The organism is Fodinicola acaciae (assembly GCF_010993745.1).
GTDB lineage: Bacteria > Actinomycetota > Actinomycetes > Mycobacteriales > HKI-0501 > Fodinicola > Fodinicola acaciae.
Genome location: NZ_WOTN01000003.1, coordinates 808673 through 824441, shown reverse-complemented (window position 1 = coordinate 824441; position 15769 = coordinate 808673). Strand labels below are relative to the sequence as shown.

The 15769-nt window shown below is 66.9% G+C and carries 14 protein-coding genes; 10 read left to right on the top strand and 4 right to left on the bottom strand.

Annotation, left to right across the window (positions count from 1 at the left end; genetic code table 11):
- Positions 1-114: 114 nt before the first annotated feature.
- Genes GNX95_RS30135 through GNX95_RS30120 form a run of 4 tightly spaced genes read right to left on the bottom strand, consistent with a single transcriptional unit; the run spans position 115 to position 4733 of the window.
- The gene (locus tag GNX95_RS30135) at positions 115-1356 is read right to left on the bottom strand and encodes a magnesium transporter MgtE N-terminal domain-containing protein (protein ID WP_163511077.1); all 1242 of its coding nucleotides are present in this window, start codon (positions 1354-1356) and stop codon (positions 115-117) included.
- Positions 1268-2257 (bottom strand): DMT family transporter, encoded by a 990-nt coding sequence (locus GNX95_RS30130; protein ID WP_222854044.1) that lies wholly within the window; start codon positions 2255-2257, stop codon positions 1268-1270. The genes GNX95_RS30135 and GNX95_RS30130 overlap by 89 nt, the downstream gene beginning before the upstream one ends.
- Positions 2258-2292: 35 nt before the next feature.
- Positions 2293-3696, bottom strand: a complete 1404-nt coding sequence (locus GNX95_RS30125) for an MFS transporter (RefSeq protein WP_163511076.1) — start codon at positions 3694-3696, stop codon at positions 2293-2295.
- The gene (locus GNX95_RS30120) at positions 3588-4733 is read right to left on the bottom strand and encodes an LLM class flavin-dependent oxidoreductase (RefSeq protein ID WP_163511075.1); all 1146 of its coding nucleotides are present in this window, start codon (positions 4731-4733) and stop codon (positions 3588-3590) included. The genes GNX95_RS30125 and GNX95_RS30120 overlap by 109 nt, the downstream gene beginning before the upstream one ends.
- 311 nt (positions 4734-5044) lie before the next feature.
- On the opposite strand from GNX95_RS30120, the gene GNX95_RS30115 reads away from it, so the two are divergent.
- The 10 genes from GNX95_RS30115 (at position 5045) to GNX95_RS30070 (ending at position 15462) form a co-directional block, all read left to right on the top strand.
- Positions 5045-6175, top strand: coding sequence for an MFS transporter (locus GNX95_RS30115; protein ID WP_163511074.1), 1131 nt, complete (start codon positions 5045-5047; stop codon positions 6173-6175).
- Between the two features lie 123 nt (positions 6176-6298).
- Complete coding sequence (locus tag GNX95_RS30110; RefSeq protein WP_222854043.1) at positions 6299-7624, top strand: helix-turn-helix domain-containing protein; 1326 nt, start codon at positions 6299-6301, stop codon at positions 7622-7624.
- Positions 7625-7683: 59 nt separating this feature from the next.
- On the top strand, positions 7684-9021 hold the full coding sequence (locus tag GNX95_RS30105; protein WP_163511073.1) for an ABC transporter substrate-binding protein: 1338 nt from the start codon (positions 7684-7686) through the stop codon (positions 9019-9021).
- A 4-nt stretch (positions 9022-9025) separates the two neighbouring features.
- Entirely contained in the window at positions 9026-9988 is a 963-nt protein-coding gene (locus GNX95_RS30100; RefSeq protein ID WP_163511072.1) for a carbohydrate ABC transporter permease, read from the top strand.
- On the top strand, positions 9985-10881 hold the full coding sequence (locus GNX95_RS30095; protein ID WP_163511071.1) for a carbohydrate ABC transporter permease: 897 nt from the start codon (positions 9985-9987) through the stop codon (positions 10879-10881). The genes GNX95_RS30100 and GNX95_RS30095 overlap by 4 nt, the downstream gene beginning before the upstream one ends.
- Before the next feature lie 7 nt (positions 10882-10888).
- Complete coding sequence (locus GNX95_RS30090) at positions 10889-12061, top strand: ABC transporter ATP-binding protein (RefSeq protein WP_163511070.1); 1173 nt, start codon at positions 10889-10891, stop codon at positions 12059-12061.
- The gene (locus tag GNX95_RS30085; RefSeq protein WP_163511069.1) at positions 12058-13008 is read left to right on the top strand and encodes an acetylxylan esterase; all 951 of its coding nucleotides are present in this window, start codon (positions 12058-12060) and stop codon (positions 13006-13008) included. The genes GNX95_RS30090 and GNX95_RS30085 overlap by 4 nt, the downstream gene beginning before the upstream one ends.
- A gap of 1 nt (position 13009) precedes the next feature.
- Positions 13010-13870 carry an acetylxylan esterase gene (locus tag GNX95_RS30080; protein WP_163511068.1) on the top strand — a complete coding sequence of 287 codons (861 nt, stop codon included), beginning with the start codon at positions 13010-13012 and terminating at the stop codon, positions 13868-13870.
- Positions 13867-14988 (top strand): aminotransferase class V-fold PLP-dependent enzyme, encoded by a 1122-nt coding sequence (locus GNX95_RS30075; protein WP_163511067.1) that lies wholly within the window; start codon positions 13867-13869, stop codon positions 14986-14988. Before GNX95_RS30080 ends, GNX95_RS30075 begins: the two co-directional genes overlap by 4 nt.
- A gap of 3 nt (positions 14989-14991) precedes the next feature.
- Positions 14992-15462: a RidA family protein gene (locus tag GNX95_RS30070; protein ID WP_163511066.1), complete on the top strand. Its 471-nt coding sequence runs from the start codon at positions 14992-14994 to the stop codon at positions 15460-15462.
- The last annotated feature ends 307 nt before the right edge of the window (positions 15463-15769 follow it).

Here is a 15769-nt window from a genome sequence, read left to right as displayed (position 1 = left end):
CCTGCCGGCACCGGCCGACGGCCCACCATAGCTCCGCTATTTGGGCCCTCGTCCGGCACCTGCAGACGACGTTTGGATCCCGACTCTCGCGCACCTGGGCTGGTCAGCGGCCTCCTAGCCATGCAGGCTCCTCTCGCGCCAGTCGTCCGGCAGCAGGTGGTCGAGTACGTCGTCGACGGTGACCGCTCCGACGAGCTGCTCACCGTCCACGACCGGCATCGCGACCAGGTTGTACGTGGCCATGTGCCGGGTGACGTCCGGCAGCGAGGTGTGCGGGGTCAGCGGCACGATGTCGGTGTCGACGATGCCGCCGACCAGCTCGCTGGGCTGCTCGCGGAGCAGCCGCTGGAAATGCACCAGGCCCAGATACTGCCCGGACGGCGTCGACACCGGCGGCCGGCACACGTAGACCTGCGCGGCCAGCGCCGGCGGCAGCTCCGACAGCCGGATCCGCGCCAGTGCCTCGGCGACCGTCGCGTCCGCCGGCACGATCACCGGCTCGGTCGTCATCATCGAGCCGGCGGTGCCCTCGGTGTAGAGCAGCAGCCGCCGTACGCCGGCCGCCTCGTCGGCCTCCATCAGGCCGAGGAAGCTCTCCTTCTCCTGCTCCGGCAGCTCGGCCAGCAGGTCGGCGGCGTCGTCCGGGTCCATCGCCTCGAGCACGTCGGCGGCGCGCTCGGTGTCCAGCGACTTCAGGATCGCGATCTGGTCGGCCTCCGGCATCTCCTGCAACACGTCGGCCAGCCGCTCGTCCTCCAGCGCGGCGGCCACCTCGTTACGCCGTTTCTCCGGCAGATCGTGCAGCAGGTTGGCCACGTCGGCCGGCTTCATGTCCGACAGCATCTCGATCAGCGTGTCCGCGGCCTGGTCCTCGTCGGCCGGCGCCAGGCCGGTCACGTCGTCCCACTCCACCTGGTGCAGCTGGCCGCGCCGGCGCTGCAGGAAACTCGGCGCCGCCTGTCGTACGGCCAACCGGCTGACCAGCCAGTCGCCGCCGCGCGACTTCTCCATCGCCACGTCGATGACGGTCGCCGCCGTGCCCGTGCCGGCCATGGTGACGCGCCGGTCCAGCAGCTCGCCGAGTACGAGCGTCTCGCCGAGCCGTTTTTCGAAGCGTTTCAGGGAGACCGTGCCGCTGCGCAACACCACCGCGTCCACGTCGAGAGAAGAAATCCGGTCGATCGGCACGAAGATCCGCCGCCGCTGCGTGATGTCCACGACCAGGCCGGTGACCCGGGGCGGATGCGACCCGAGCCGGACGACCGCGTCACGGATCTTGCCGACCGGCTCGGCGTTCGGATCGAACACCGCGATGCCGGCCAGCCTGGCCAGGAAGATCCGCGTCGCCGTCGTCACGTTTGTAGAGCGTAATCCGGGGTCGGCCGGCCCGCTTCCGCGAGGCGACGGCGTACGCGCTGCCGAGCACGAGGACACAGCCGGCCACTTGCGGCGGGGTCGGCCGCTCGCCGAGCGCGAACGCGGACAACACCAGCGCGCCGACCGGCGTGAGCATCAACAACGCGGCACCGACCGTGCTGCTCAGCCGAGGCGTCGCGAGCGCCACCAACAGCCAGCCGAGGACCTGGCCGCAGATCGCCGTCGCGGCCAGCCAACCGAGCGCGCTCCAACCGGGAGCGAGCGTGACGCCTTGCCACCCGGCGCCGACCAGCAGGCCGACGACCGCCGCGGTCACGATCACGTCGCGGTAGGACTGGATCACCATGCCGTCCTGGCCGCCATGGCGTAGCAAAAACAGAAATCCGGAATAACACAGTGCGGCGAGTACGGCGTGGATCGTCCCCCACAAGGGATCGCGGCCGGACGCACCGGACTCCAGTACGCCGCCGGTCAGCACGATGCCGATCACCATCACCGGCATGATCGCCAGGAAGGTACGCCCAACCCGTTCGCGATCGACCAGCAATGCCAGCAGCGGCACGATGACGACCTGCGCGTTCACCAATACGGTGGAAAGTCCGGCGCCGACCTCGAAAATCGCCTGTGTCCACAGCAAAGCGTCACCGGCGAACAACGCACCGGCGACCGCCGCGATGCCGCGCTGGCGCCACGACGGCTTGTCGCCGTGCCGGCGTTCCCATGCCGCGAGCGCCCACAGCACCGGCAACGCCAGCAGACAACGGAAAAACGTGGCGGTGCCGGGGGAGACGCCGGACAGGTCGATGAAAATGGCCGACGCCGAGACACCGACCGCGCCGGCCGCCATCGACAGTCGCGGTGGCAGCTGTCTGCGTGTCATATGACGTGCGCGTACCCGCCATCGGCGGTTCTCAATCAGCCGGTCGGCGCGAGCTCCTTTTCCTTCGGTGGCGCCAATGTGGTGTCCGCCGGCCGGATGAGGCCGACGGCCAGCAGGCTGATCAGCGCGGTGAGCGCCAGATATCCGGCCGCGAGCCACGGAGTCGCGCCTCCGGCGGCCAGCAGCGCGGTGAGGATCATCGGCGTGAGGCCGGAGGCGTAGATGCCCGATCCCTGGAACACCAACGACATTCCGGTGTAGCGGACGCGCGTGTCGAACAGCTCCGCGAAAAGCGTCGACTCGGCACCGGTCATCAGGCCATACCACACGCCGAGTTGCAGGCCGACCACAGCGAAAAACAGCCACGACTGGCCGGGCCGCAGCACGGCGAAGGACGGCACGACGGTGAGACCGAAGCCGGCGACGCCGATGCCGAACACCAGCCGGCGCGAATACCGGTCGGCCAGCCGGCCGGCGAAAGGCGCCACCGCGGCCATCACCAGCGCCGACATCGTCACCGCCACCAGGACGTCCGTGCGCGGCAGATGGATCGTCGCCGTCGCGTAGGTGATGACGAAAACACCCCAGGTGTTGAACGACGCGCCTTCGGCCCACCTGGCCAGCAGGCCGAGCAACACGTTGCGGCGGTGTCGCGGCAGCTGGAAAAGCTCCCGCACCGGTACGGCCGCGGTCTGGCTCAGCTCACGGAATGCCGGCGTTTCCAGTACGCGCATCCGTACGACCAGACCGATGAGCACCAGCAGCAGGCTCAGCACGAAAGCGGCACGCCATCCCACCGAGCGGAAGGCGTCGTTTCCGAGCCACCGGCCCAGAAAAGTGAAGGCGCCGGTGCCCAGCGCCAGGCCGAGGCCGAGACCGATCTGCGGCACGCTGCCGAAAAGCCCGTGCCGGCCGGCCGGCGCGTTCTCCACCGCGAGCAGCACCGCGCCACCCCATTCACCGCCGACCGCGAGTCCCTGCAGGATGCGCAGGAGCACCAGCAGGATGGGGGCAGCCACGCCGATCTGTTGGTACGGCGGCAAAAGTCCGATGAGCGCGGTGGAAGCCCCCATCACGACCATGGTCGTCACCAGCGTACGTTTCCGGCCGAGCCGGTCGCCGATGTGTCCAAAGAGGACACCGCCGACCGGGCGGGCCACGAAGCCGACCGCGAAGGTGCCGAAGGCGAACAGCGACGAAGCGACCGGATTGTTGCCAGGAAAGAACAAGTCGGGAAACACCAGGGCGGCCGCGGTGCTGTAGAGGAAGAAGTCATACCACTCGATGGTGGTGCCTATGAGGCTGGCGACCAGGACCGTGCGTACGCGGTTCATCGCGCGCTCGCGAACGGGATCGACGCCGCCGGCTCCTGCTCCGGCGCCGACCAGAGCCCGCGTTGGCGCAGCAGCGGAAGGACGCCTTCGCCGAACCACCAGCATTCCTCCAGATGCGGATGGCCGGACAGGACGAACTCGTCGATGCCGAGCGCGTGGTATTCGGCGATCCGGTCGGCGACCTCGGTGTGGCTGCCGACCAGTGCGGTGCCGGCGCCGCCGCGTACGAGTCCGACACCGGCCCACAGATTGGGATAGATCTCCAGGTTGTCGGTGGATCCGGAATGCAGCTCACGCATCCGCCGCTGGCCTTCGGACTCGCTGCGCGACAGTCCTTTTTGGACGTTCGCGATAACGTCCGGGTCGAGCGCGTCCAGCAGTTTTCGTGCGTGTGACCAGGCTTCGTCGGAAGTGTCCCGGGTGATGACGTGCAGCCGGATGCCAAACCGTACGGTCCGGCCGCGGTCGGCGGCCAGCTTGCGGATCCAGCCGATCTTCTCCGCCACCTTGTCCGGCGGCTCGCCCCAGGTCAGGTATACGTCGGAAAAGTCGGCCGCCACGGGTCCGGCCGCCGATGACGAGCCGCCGAAATAGATCGGTGGCACCGGGTCAGGCAGCCGGTCCAGTTTCGCGCCGCTGACCTGGATGTGCCGGCCGTCCAGGCTGACTTCCTCGCCGCGCCACAACGCGCGGATGACCTGGAGAAATTCGCCGGTACGCGCGTAACGCTGGTCATGGTCGAGAAAATCGCCGTATGCGCGCTGTTCGGCCGGCTCGCCGCCGGTCACCACGTTCAGCAGCAGCCGGCCGGCGGAATGCCGTTGGTAGGTGGCGGCCATCTGCGCGGCCAGCGTCGCAGACACCAGACCTGGCCGAAAAGCCACCAGGAACTTGAGTTTTTCGGTGTGTGCCACCAACAAAGCGGTGGTCAGCCAGGCGTCCTCGCACCACGCGCCGGTCGGTGTGAGCGCGCCGGTGAAGCCGAGTTGTTCGGCCGCTCGCGCGATCTGGGTGAGATAGCCGAGAGTCGCCGGCCGCGCGCCGCCGGCCGTGCCGACCGGCACGCCGTGGCCGCCGCCGACCAGCTGCCGGCTGTCGCCGTAGGTGGGGAGAAACCAGTGCATCGCCAATGGGGACGCCATCGGAACTCGTCCTTTCGTCACGCGGAACGCGTGCGGACATGGGAAAAGGCGGCCACGATCGGCCGAGAAAAGGGAGAAAAACGCCGGTTTAGCGCGGACAGGCCTGGCCGGTGACACGGGCGAAGTCCACGTGCCGCCGCCTGGTCAGTGCCGGTGACCGGTGCATTTCTCCAGACAACCGCAGCGATCCGGGAGTGTCAATCCGCTGAGTCGCGCACCACGAAACAGCGAGGAATTACCTCGGATTCAGAGATTGTCGTTATCCGCGTACGAGTTGAACTGCGCGGCGCTGACGGTTACCGTCTAAAGATATGACTGGTAACGGTCTGGTCGGCTACCGAGAGGTCGTGCGTACGCGCGGCTGGGGATGGTGGTGCGCCACCGCCGCCAGCTCGCGCTTTCCGGACGCGATGGCGCCGCTCGCGTTCGTCCTCCTCGGCGCCTCGGCGGCCGGCAGCTTCACCGTCGGCGGCCTCGCGTCCGGCGCCCACATGCTCTGCGAGGCGGTCGCGGCTCCGTTCGTCACCAAATGGTCCAGGCCGACTGTGGCCTTGCTGGTCAGGGCGGTCCTGTACGCGGTGACGGCGGCGACCGCGACCGTCGTGCCGGCCGCTGCCCTGGTCGCGCTCGCCGCGGCTGCCGGCGTGGCCGGCGCCGGAGTCCAGGGCCTGCTGCGCGGCGCGCTGGCGCGGATGTCGGAGAAATCGTTGCGGCACCAGGCGTTCAGCCTCGACACGGTCATCCTCGAGGTCGCCTGGACGGTCGCGCCGGCGCTGGTCGCCGGCCTGGCCGCGGTCGCCGATCCGCGGCTGGCGCTCGCCGTGATGGCGGTGGTCAACGCGGTCGCCGCCGCGACGGCCGGTCGCGTACGCGACAAAACAGCAGCGAGCATGGGAAAACTGCCGCGTGCGGCCGGTACGTTGGCGCTCGGCCTGGTCGCCGGCTCGATCGGTGGCGCGCTGGACGTGGCGACGCCGCCGCGGCTCGTCGACCTGCACACCGACCCCAACCTGACCGGCTTACTCTTCGCCGGTTATTCGGTCGCCAGCGTGCTCGGCGGTGTCGCGTATGGACTGCGCCGGTGGCCGCTGACGCCGAAGCGGCAGGCTTCGGTCCTGTTGATCGCCCTCCCGCTCGCTCTGCTGCCGGCGGCTGTCGCGAACAGTGTTCCGGTCCTTGCTGGTTCGACCGTGCTGGCCGGTCTGTTCGCCGCACCGCTGATCACCACGCGGTCGATGGCACTGCAGCAGGACCTTCCGGAGAGTGACTGGGACGCCGGCTTTGGCGCGCTCTACGCTGTCAATGGCGCCGGCTACGGACTGGCCAGCATTTTGGTCGGCGGAACGCTTTTTCTCGGCGCGACGACGGCGTACGTCGTTCCGCTGGCGCTCGCGATGGCGGCTGGCGCGGTCGGCCTGATCACGGTCCGTAACCGCAATTGATGGCTTTGTCCGGCTTTGTGATTGCCGGATGTGGACTGAATCAGTCTGGTTCCGTTGAAGCCTTGACCGGGCCGCCGAGAGGTGGAAGCGTACCCGCAATCGATCAACGAGCTATTTACGGACATGGATCGTATTGGCGGCCGCATGCGGATGGTTTTGGGGCTCGTGCTGCACAGCTCCCACCAGGACCGGCTGGTGGAGGCCGCCGGCACGCTGACCGGTGTGCAGCTGGAGCTGGTGATCTACGACCACGAGCGAGAGATCCGGCCCAAGGTGAAGGCGCTGCTGCGGCGCGTCCACCTGGACGGCATGATCCTCGGCCTGGTGCCGCACGACGCCTGCCGCGACTTCCTGCCGGCCGACCTGCCGCTCACCGTCACGCGCTACACCACGCTGGAGCTGACGCTGACGCTCAGCCGCGCGCTGCGCCAGGGGTGGGACCCGGTGCCGGTCAGCATCGACACCTTCGACCGCTCGGTCGTGCAGGACGTGACCCGCGCCCTCGGCATGGACCCGGACCGGATCGCCTGCCTGCCGTACGACCCGGACATCTCCTACGACCAGATCATCGATTTCCACCAGAAATTCCAGGCCGAGAACCCCGGTGGCTACATCATCACGGTTCGAAGCGAGGTGACCAAGCGGCTCGGCCACAAATACCAGCTGCTCAACGTGGCACCACTGGAGTCCAGCGTACGCGCCGAGCTGCACGAGCTGATCCTGCGCATCCAGTCCCATCGCGCGCGAGAGCTTTCCTTCGCGGCCGGCATTTTCTCCGTCGTCGGCTTCGACAAGGACTCCAACCTGGACCGCGCCAGGGTCGGCCTGCTCAACATGCTGTTGAACACGCCGGAGTTCGCCGACGCGTGGGTCGACAACCGCGGCCGGCGCGGTGTGGTCGTGTTGGCCCATCGCGCGCTTTTCAACGAGGTGACCGAAAACTGGTCGTCTCTGCCGGTCGTCGGCACCGCACACGCCAATCTCGGCCTGCGGGTGGCGGCCGGCTTCGGCATCGGCTCGTCGGCGCGCAAATGCGTACTGCTGGCGGAAAAGGCGGCCGCGCAGGCCGAGCAGTACGGTGCGCCGTGCGGCTGCCTGATGGACGAGGACGGCCTGATGGTCGGGCCGCTGCGGCCCGGCGCGACGCCGCTGAGCTTCACCTACCGGGAGCACGGCGCCGATCTTGAGCGGCTGGCCCGAAAAGCCGGCCTGAGTGCCGCCACCATCTCCCGGTTGGCCGCGGTGGACCGCAAACTCGCTGGCAAACCGCTGTCGCCGGGAGACCTCGCCGATGCGTTATGCATCACCGATCCCAGCGGCCGGCGGTTGATCCGCAAGCTGATCGCCAGCGGCCTGGCCGTCCAGCGCGGCAGCGCGCAGGTCAACCGCAAGGGCCGGCCCACCAACCTCTATCAGCTCACGATTTCGGCCACGATCAACGACAACTGAAAGCCGAACCACCCGTCCCGAGGTCCGTCCCCCTCCCCGGGACAACAGAGAGGATCACCATGGACGCACGGTCAACCTCGCTCAGCCGCCGGCGCGTACTCCAGCTCGGTGCTCTCGCCGCCGGCGCACCGCTGCTCGGCTCGACGCTGGCCGCCTGCGGCGGCGGCGAGAACAGCGGGACCGGCGCGGTGAAGTTCGCCGGCTGGGACTACGAGTCCGCGCTCGTCCAGCAGAACGTCAACCGGTTCCAGAGCCTCAACAAGGACATCAAGGTCGCGTACACGCCGATCACCAGCGCGCAGTACGTGCAGAAAACCGTCGCGCAGTTCAGCACCGGCGGCGGCCCGGACGCGCTTTACGTCTACGACGACTCGCTGGCCGGCTGGGTCGCCGCCGAGTACCTGCAGCCGATCGACGGACTGCCCGGCGTCGACCAGGTCTATTCCGGCATCTATCCGTCCAACGCCAAGGCGATGACCGTCGACGGCAAGAAATACGGCCTGCCGTACTACACCGACTCGCAGTGCCTGATCTACAACGCCGACATCCTGCACAAGGCCGGGATCTCCGCGCCACCCAAGAGTTTGGACGAGCTTGAGCAGCAGTCGCTGAAAATCAAGAACGCCGGCATCCTGCAGTATCCGATCGGCATCACCGCGCAGCTGCAGGACACCTGGTGGGCCTGGGTCTGGGGCCTGGTGTACGCCAGCGGCGGCGACCTTTTCGACGACGCCGGCAATCCGACGATGGACAAGGACGCCGCCACCAAGGCGGTGTTCACCTGGCTGCAGAAGGCGGCGACCAGCAGCAAGGTCATCGACCCCGCCGTTCTGCAGCTTTTGCCGGTGCCGCTGGACAACGCGATGAAGGCCGGCCGTTACGCGTTCACCCTCGGCGCGCGTTACGCCCTGCGCGACTACAACGACCCGAAGAAGTCGCAGCAGGCCGGCAAACTCAAGATCGGCTATTTCCCGAGCCTGGACGGAAACGTGGTCGGCACGGTCAGCAACACGCGGATGTACTGTCTGGCCAAGGACACCCAGGTCAAGGACAAGGCGTTCAAGCTGCTCACCTACCTCGGCGGCTTCGACTCCACCGGCGTGCCGTACACCGCGAAGTTCTGGTTCGACCAGAAGGGGCTCGGCTTTCCGTTCCGCGCTTTGGAAAAGGACCCGCAGGTGCAGAGCGAGCTGGCCAAGTTCGCCGACCCGGCGATCTACGCCAAGCTCGCCTCGGTGGCCAAGCCGCGGTCGGTGATCAAGCAGCCGTGGTACAGCGAGTACGAGAACCAGCAACAGAAAACCGTACAGCAGCTGCTCAACAACCAGACCACACCGGACGCCGCGGTCAAGGCACTGGCCAGTTTCGTCGGCGGCCTCAAGAAGAAGTACTCCTGACGCCGTGTCGACGACAACGGTCGTGAAGACCGCCGCCAGGTCCGGCACACCGGCCGGCGGCGGCGCCGGCCCGCGCAAACCGCGTGGCCTGACCGACAACCTGCGGGCCTATCTGCTGAACACCCCGGCGATGGTGGTGATCGGCGTCCTGGTGGCGTATCCGATCGGATACTCGTTCTGGCTGAGCCTGCACAAGTACAACCTGAAACTGCCGGCGCTGCAGAAGTTCGTCTGGTTTCGCAACTACGTCAACCTGGTCACCGACCCGGAGTTTCTCACCTCGTTACGCGTCACCATCGCCTTCGTCGTCGTGGTGCTCGGGTTGACGGTGTTGCTCGGCACCACGCTTGCCTTGGTGCTCAACGAAACCTTCCTCGGCCGCGGTGTGTTACGCAGCCTCGTCCTGCTGCCGTGGGCCATGCCGGGCGTGGTGAACGGCCTGATGTGGCGGACCATCTTCGACGCGAAAACCGGCCCGCTGAACGGATTGCTCTACCAGCTCGGCGTCATCGACTCCTACCAGGCGTGGCTGACCTCGCCGACCGGGGCGTTCCTGATCACCGCGCTCGCGCAGGTCTGGAACACGTTGCCGTTCACCGTCATCATCCTGCTCGCCGGCCTGTCCACCATCCCCGGTGAGCTCTACGACGCGGCCAAGGTCGACCGCGCCGGAGTCTTCCAGCGGTTCGGCCAGGTGACGCTGCCGTGGCTGCTGCATCCGTTGCTCATCGTTCTGATCCTCGAAACGATGAACGCTTTCCGCGCCTTCGACACGATTTACGTGCTCACCGGCGGCGGGCCTGGCGACGCCACGAACGTCATCGCGGTGCTCAACGTCAAGACCGTGCTGACCTACACCGACTTTGGCCTGGGCAGCGCGTACTCGTGGGTGATCACGCTGGTCACGCTGCTGGTCTCCATCGGATACGTGTCTTCGCTCTACAAGAAAGGGAGCATCGAGGTATGACGACCGCTGTTCCCTCGCGACCGCTGCTGGCCAGGCTGCCGTGGCGGAAAATCGTGCTGTACACGCTCGCGTTGTTCTTCGTGCTGTATCTGGTGTTGCCGTTCTACTGGATCGTCAACCTCAGCTTCATGCACGAAGTGGACGCGGCCTCGGTGCCGCCGCATTTCCTGCCCTACCATCCGACGCTGGAAAACTTCCTCGGTTTCGTGAACCCGACCGCCGACCAGGCGCTGGTCGGCTCGCGTGCCGTGCAGGACACGCCGTACGCGCTGATGAACAGCCTGATCGTGGCGTTCAGCACGGCGGTCTTCAACCTGGTGCTGGGGACGTTCGCGGCGTACTCGTTCTCCCGGATCAAGTTCAAGGGCAGCCAGGTGCTGCTGATCGTCTACCTGATGACCAGGATGGTGCCGGGCATCGCCATCATCATCCCGTTCTATCTGGTGATGCGTACGCTGCACCTGCTGGACACCTACGGCGCGCTGATCCTGTCGTACACGACGTTCGCGCTGCCCATCACGATCTGGATCCTGAAGGACTATTTCCGTTCCGTACCAAGGGAGTTGGAGGACGCGGCGCGGGTCGACCGGTGCGGCTGGTTCCGGATGATGTGGTCGGTGTTCCTGCCGATCTCGGCACCGGGCCTGGTCGCCGCGGCCATCTTCTCCTTCATGACCGCGTGGAACGAGTTCATGTTCGCGCTGTTCATGACCTCCACGATCTCGTCGCAGACGATTCCGGTCATCGCGGCCAACTTCGCGACCGACCTCAACACACAGATCACCCTGATGGCCGCCTCCGGCGTGGTGGCGGTGGCGCCGCCGCTGATCCTGGTGCTGTTCTTCCAGCGCCTCATCCTGCAGGGTATGGCCGCCGGTTCGGTGAAGGGATAACGCGCAGATGGCTGAGGTAAGGCTGGAGAACATCCGCAAGGACTTCGGCGGCGTGGTCGCCGTCGACGACCTGAACCTGACGATCGCCGACCGCGAGTTTCTCACCCTGGTCGGACCGTCCGGCTGCGGAAAGTCCACCACGCTGCGGATGGTGTGCGGCCTGGAACGGCCGTCCAGCGGCGAGGTTTTCTTCGACGACCAGCCGGTCGCGCACCTGCCGGCGAACAAACGCGACGTGGCGATGGTTTTCCAGAGCTACGCGCTCTATCCACACAAGACGGTCGCGCAGAACATCGGTTTCGCGCTGAAGATGATGCGGGTGCCCAAGACCGAGATCGACGAGCGGGTCGACAAGGTGGCCGCCTCGCTGGGCATCGAGAACCTGTTGGAGCGCAAGCCGAAAGCGCTCTCCGGTGGCCAGCGGCAGCGGGTCGCGCTCGGCCGCGCGGTGATCCGCGACGCCGGCGCGTACCTGCTGGACGAGCCACTGTCCAATCTGGACGCTCAGCTGCGGGTCAGCATGCGCGCCGAGCTCAAGCGGCTGCACGCCGACCTGCGCCGGACGTTCATCTACGTGACGCACGACCAGATCGAAGCGATGACGATGTCCGACCGGATCGCGGTGATGAAGGACGGTGTGGTGCAGCAATGCGCCTCGCCGGAGGACATCTACGCGCGACCGGCGAACGTCTTCGTCGCCTCGTTCATGGGCAGCCCGCCGATGAACTTCCTGACCGGAGAAGTGAAACGCGAGGGCGACGAGCTGCTTTTCCAGCACGGGTCGGTGACCGTACGGTTGCCTGACCACGCCGGGCCGGCGGTCGACGAGCTGTCCGGTCGCGAGGCGGTGCTGGGGATCCGGCCAGAGGACGTGGAACTGGCCGACGCGACCGCGAAAGAGGCGCACCCGGCGAAGATCTTCGTCGCCGAGCTGCTCGGCGCCGACGTGCTGGTGACGATCAGCCTCGGCGATGACCTGGTGAAGGCGCGCGTACCGGCGCCGTTCACCGGCGGCGTGAACACCTCGATCGGCATCGGCCTGCCGGCCGACAAGGTGCACCTGTTCGACCCGTCCGACGGACGCGCGGTGCTGGCGGCGCGTTCGGCGACTCCGCTCAACCGCGAGACTTCGTTGACAGCCAAGGATTCGCCAGCAGTTTCGGAGGGTGATACCGCGTGACGCGCGTGCGGGAACCACAGCGTTACACCGTCGACGTGCACAGACCGGACGATTTCGACGAGTTCTGGGCCGGCACACTGGAGCAGACGCGGCGCATTCCGCTCGCGCCGGTCTTCGACTACGTGCCGGAGCGGTCGACCGACGAGATCGCCGTCTACGACGTGCATTACGACAGCTGGGCCGGCGTACGGATCTCCGGCTGGTATGCGGTGCCGCGTGCGGAGGTGCTGCCACCGCCGTATCCGGTGCTGATGCTGCTGCCCGGCTACATCTCCGAGCCGGTGATCCCGAAAAGCTGGGCCAGGCAGGGGTATGCGGCGTTTGCTGTGGCGCCACGCGGAAAACTGCGCTCCAACCAGCGTTTCAACCCCGGATATCCGGGGCTGTTGGTGGAGAACATCATCGACCCGAACACCTACGCGTATCGCGGTTTCTACGTCGATGCCGTGCGTGCCGTGGAAACCGCGCTGACTCGGCCGGAGGTCGACGCCGACCGCGTTGGGCTGCACGGCTCGAGCCAGGGTGGCGCGCTCACCATCACCACCGCCGGCCTGATGCCGGACGTCATCAAGTGTGGTGCCGCCGGCGCGCCCTACCTGTGCGGTTTCATGGACTCGGCGAAGCTGACGCATTCCTATCCGTACGAGGAAATCAACGAATACCTGCGGGTCTTCCCCGAGCACGAGAAGCAGGTCACCGAGACGGTCGGCTATTTCGACGGCGTCAACTTCGCGCCGCGGATCCGCGCCGCGATGCTCACCTACATCGGCCTGCAGGACGACGTCTGCCCGCCGGAGACCGGTTTCGCCGTACACGAGGCGATGGCCTGCCCCAAGGAGCTGCTCACCTACGAGCGGTGCGGCCATGACGCCGGACATCACTGGGCCATGCCGAAAGTGGAGGAATTCTTGGCATCGCACCTGACGCCGGCGGCGGTGGGTCGCTGACATGGCGGATTTCGACGCGTATTGGGAAAAGATCGACACCGAGCTGGCGTTGCTGCCGGCGCGACCGGAGATCCGGCGGATTCCCGGCCGGACGACCGACGACTTCACCGGCTACGAGGTGCGGTTCACCAGCCTCGGCTCGTACCGGATTTTCGGTTATCTGAGCGTACCGACAGGCGATGGACCTTTTCCGGCGCTGCTTGCGACACCGCGCTATGGCAGCGTCAACAATCCACCGCATTGGGTCGACCGGTTGCGTTACGTCACGCTGACGATCATGCACCGCGGCCAGCGACTGGCGGATTCTCCTTACGCTGCCGCGTATCCGGGACTGCTGACCGACGGCATCGAGGACCCCGACTCCTACATTTATCGCGGCGTCGCGGCCGACTGCCTGCGTGCGGCCGAGCTGTTGCTGGACCGGCCGGAGGTCGACAGCTCGCGGATCGGGGTCGTCGGCGACGACTTCGCGGTCATCACCGCGGCGCGGCGACCGGTGTTCGCGGCCGTACAGGTGCCGGACGTTCTGCTTTACCAGTGGGACAAACGGCGCCAGAACACGGTGGCGTATCCAGTGGAGGAGTTCAACGACTACCTGCGTACTCATCCGGACAGGGCCGCGGCGGTGGCGCGTACGCTGGGATTCTTCGACGTCGAGCGCCATGCCGCGGCCGTGCGGGCAGCGGTCCGTGCCGAGGTCGCCGACGAGGCCGGCACGATGGCGGGCCTGGCCAAGGTGCTGAAGGCGGAGACATACGCGCCGACGCACGAAGGCCAGACCGACAACGACGCGGTCGACGCGTGGTTGGCCGGAAAGCTCGGTGTGCGGCCATTATCCAAGTTTGACAAGGTCTACGCATGACCACGTACGTGAACGAGGCCTATGCCGAGCTCGGCCTGCGTCCGGTCATCAATGCCGCCGCCACGCTGACAAAACTCGGTGGATCGATCGTCGCGCCGCCGGTTTTGCCGGCGATGGAAGCCGCTTCGCGTAACTTCGTTGACGTTTTCGAGCTGCACCGCGCGGTCGGCCAGAAGCTCGCGAAGCTGACCGGCAACGAGGACGCGCTGATCACCAGCGGCGCCGCCGCGGCGATCACGCTGGCCGTCATCGGGTGCATCTGCGGGAAAAACCCGGTGGCGCTGGAGGATCTGCCGTATCTGGACAAGACCGGTGAGAAGACGGTCATTATTTATGGCAGCCAGCGCAACGCATACGACTACGCGGTGCGGCAGGTCGGCGCACGGATCGTCGAAATCGGCCCGACGCTGGACGAGCTGGAAGCCGCGATCGACGAGCGTACGGCCTGCGTGCTGTGGTTCGCCGGCGTGCTGTCGATTGGATCTCCGCCGCTGGAACAGGTGGTGGAGCTCGCGCACCGCCACGACGTGCCGGTCGTCGTCGACGCGGCGGCGCAGATCCCGCCGGTGTCCTCGCTGTGGCATTTCACCACCGAGGCCGGCGCCGACGCGGCACTTTTCAGCGGTGGCAAGGGATTGCGGGGTCCGCAGTCGACCGGGCTGCTGGTCGGCAAGGAATGGCTGATCGCGGCGGCACGAGCCAACGGCGCACCGAACCACTCGCTCGGCCGCGGCCTGAAGACCGGCAAGGAGGAACTGCTCGGCCTGGTGGCGGCGATCGAATGGACAATGCAGCAGGACGAGCCGGCCATTATCGGTGCGTACGAGGCATCGGTCCGGAAATGGATCGACGGCCTGTCCGGTTTCGCCGGCGTGACCGTCGAACGCGGTTATCCGAGCGAGGCCGGCCAACCGCACGGCCGCGCGATCGTCCACATTGGACCGGACAGCGGCTGGACGCGCGACGACCTGGTCGCCGCACTCTGGGACCTCGACCCGCGGATCGCGGTCAGCGCACACGAAACCGACGCGATCGCGTTGAACCCGCAGACTTTGCTGGAAGGCGAAGACGACATCGTACTCGGCGAAATCCGCCGGCTGCTGAAAACAAAGGAGTAATTGGTGGGATCCATCGAGACCAAGCTGCGCGACCTCGGCATCGAGCTGCCGACGAAACTGGCGCGCGGGACCGGCCTCATTCCCTGTGTCCAGCACGGTGACCTGTTGTTCGTCTCCGGCCACGGCCCGGCAGACAACGACGGCAACCTGCTCTACCGCGGCCGGGTCGGCGCGGAGGTGTCGCTGGAGGAGGCATACGACGCGGCTCGCGCCACCGGCGTACAGCTGCTGCGCAGCATCCGTGACTACCTCGGCGACCTCGACCGCGTCGAGCGGATCGTCAAGGCGCTCGCGTTCGTCAACAGCGCCGATGACTTCCACGAGCAGCCGACCGTGGTGCACGGCTTCTCCGACCTGATGGTCGAGGTGTTCGGCGCGCACCGCGGCCAGCACGCCAGGTCGGCGATCGGCACGTCCAACCTGCCGCTGAACCAGCCGGTGGAGATCGAGCTGATCGTCGCCATCCGCCCCTGACCCCCTCACCATCGGAGGACGCAATCGGATTCCGATTGCGTCCTCCGATGTGTGGTGACCTGCGGTTTTGTCATAACAGCCGCCATCCGGACACGCGGTTTGGTGTCCGAATACGAGGTTCTTGACCGGGCGGATCGATCCAGAACGCAACAAGGTCTCAATCGGACACCCCGCGCCACCGCCATACGCGTGGCCGGGCGATCGCCATTGCCTGAAAGGGCAGGAAAATCTGCCTGTACGGATCGGCTTGCGGCGGCTGGCGTGATCCGCGCGGATTCGCTCCGGATCTGTCGTACGGCGGGGATAA

Excerpts from the sequence above, each read along its gene's own strand:
- GNX95_RS30125 (WP_163511076.1), bottom strand. The coding sequence starts at position 3,696 with ATGCTGGTGGTTCGGCGAAGGCGTCCTTCCGCTGCTGCGCCAACGCGG.
- GNX95_RS30105 (WP_163511073.1), top strand. The coding sequence starts at position 7,684 with ATGGACGCACGGTCAACCTCGCTCAGCCGCCGGCGCGTACTCCAGCTC.
- GNX95_RS30090 (WP_163511070.1), top strand. The coding sequence starts at position 10,889 with ATGGCTGAGGTAAGGCTGGAGAACATCCGCAAGGACTTCGGCGGCGTG.
- GNX95_RS30095 (WP_163511071.1), top strand. The coding sequence starts at position 9,985 with ATGACGACCGCTGTTCCCTCGCGACCGCTGCTGGCCAGGCTGCCGTGG.
- GNX95_RS30110 (WP_222854043.1), top strand. The coding sequence starts at position 6,299 with ATGGATCGTATTGGCGGCCGCATGCGGATGGTTTTGGGGCTCGTGCTG.
- GNX95_RS30130 (WP_222854044.1), bottom strand. The coding sequence starts at position 2,257 with ATGACACGCAGACAGCTGCCACCGCGACTGTCGATGGCGGCCGGCGCG.
- GNX95_RS30115 (WP_163511074.1), top strand. The coding sequence starts at position 5,045 with ATGACTGGTAACGGTCTGGTCGGCTACCGAGAGGTCGTGCGTACGCGC.
- GNX95_RS30075 (WP_163511067.1), top strand. The coding sequence starts at position 13,867 with ATGACCACGTACGTGAACGAGGCCTATGCCGAGCTCGGCCTGCGTCCG.
- GNX95_RS30120 (WP_163511075.1), bottom strand. The coding sequence starts at position 4,733 with ATGGCGTCCCCATTGGCGATGCACTGGTTTCTCCCCACCTACGGCGAC.
- GNX95_RS30080 (WP_163511068.1), top strand. The coding sequence starts at position 13,010 with ATGGCGGATTTCGACGCGTATTGGGAAAAGATCGACACCGAGCTGGCG.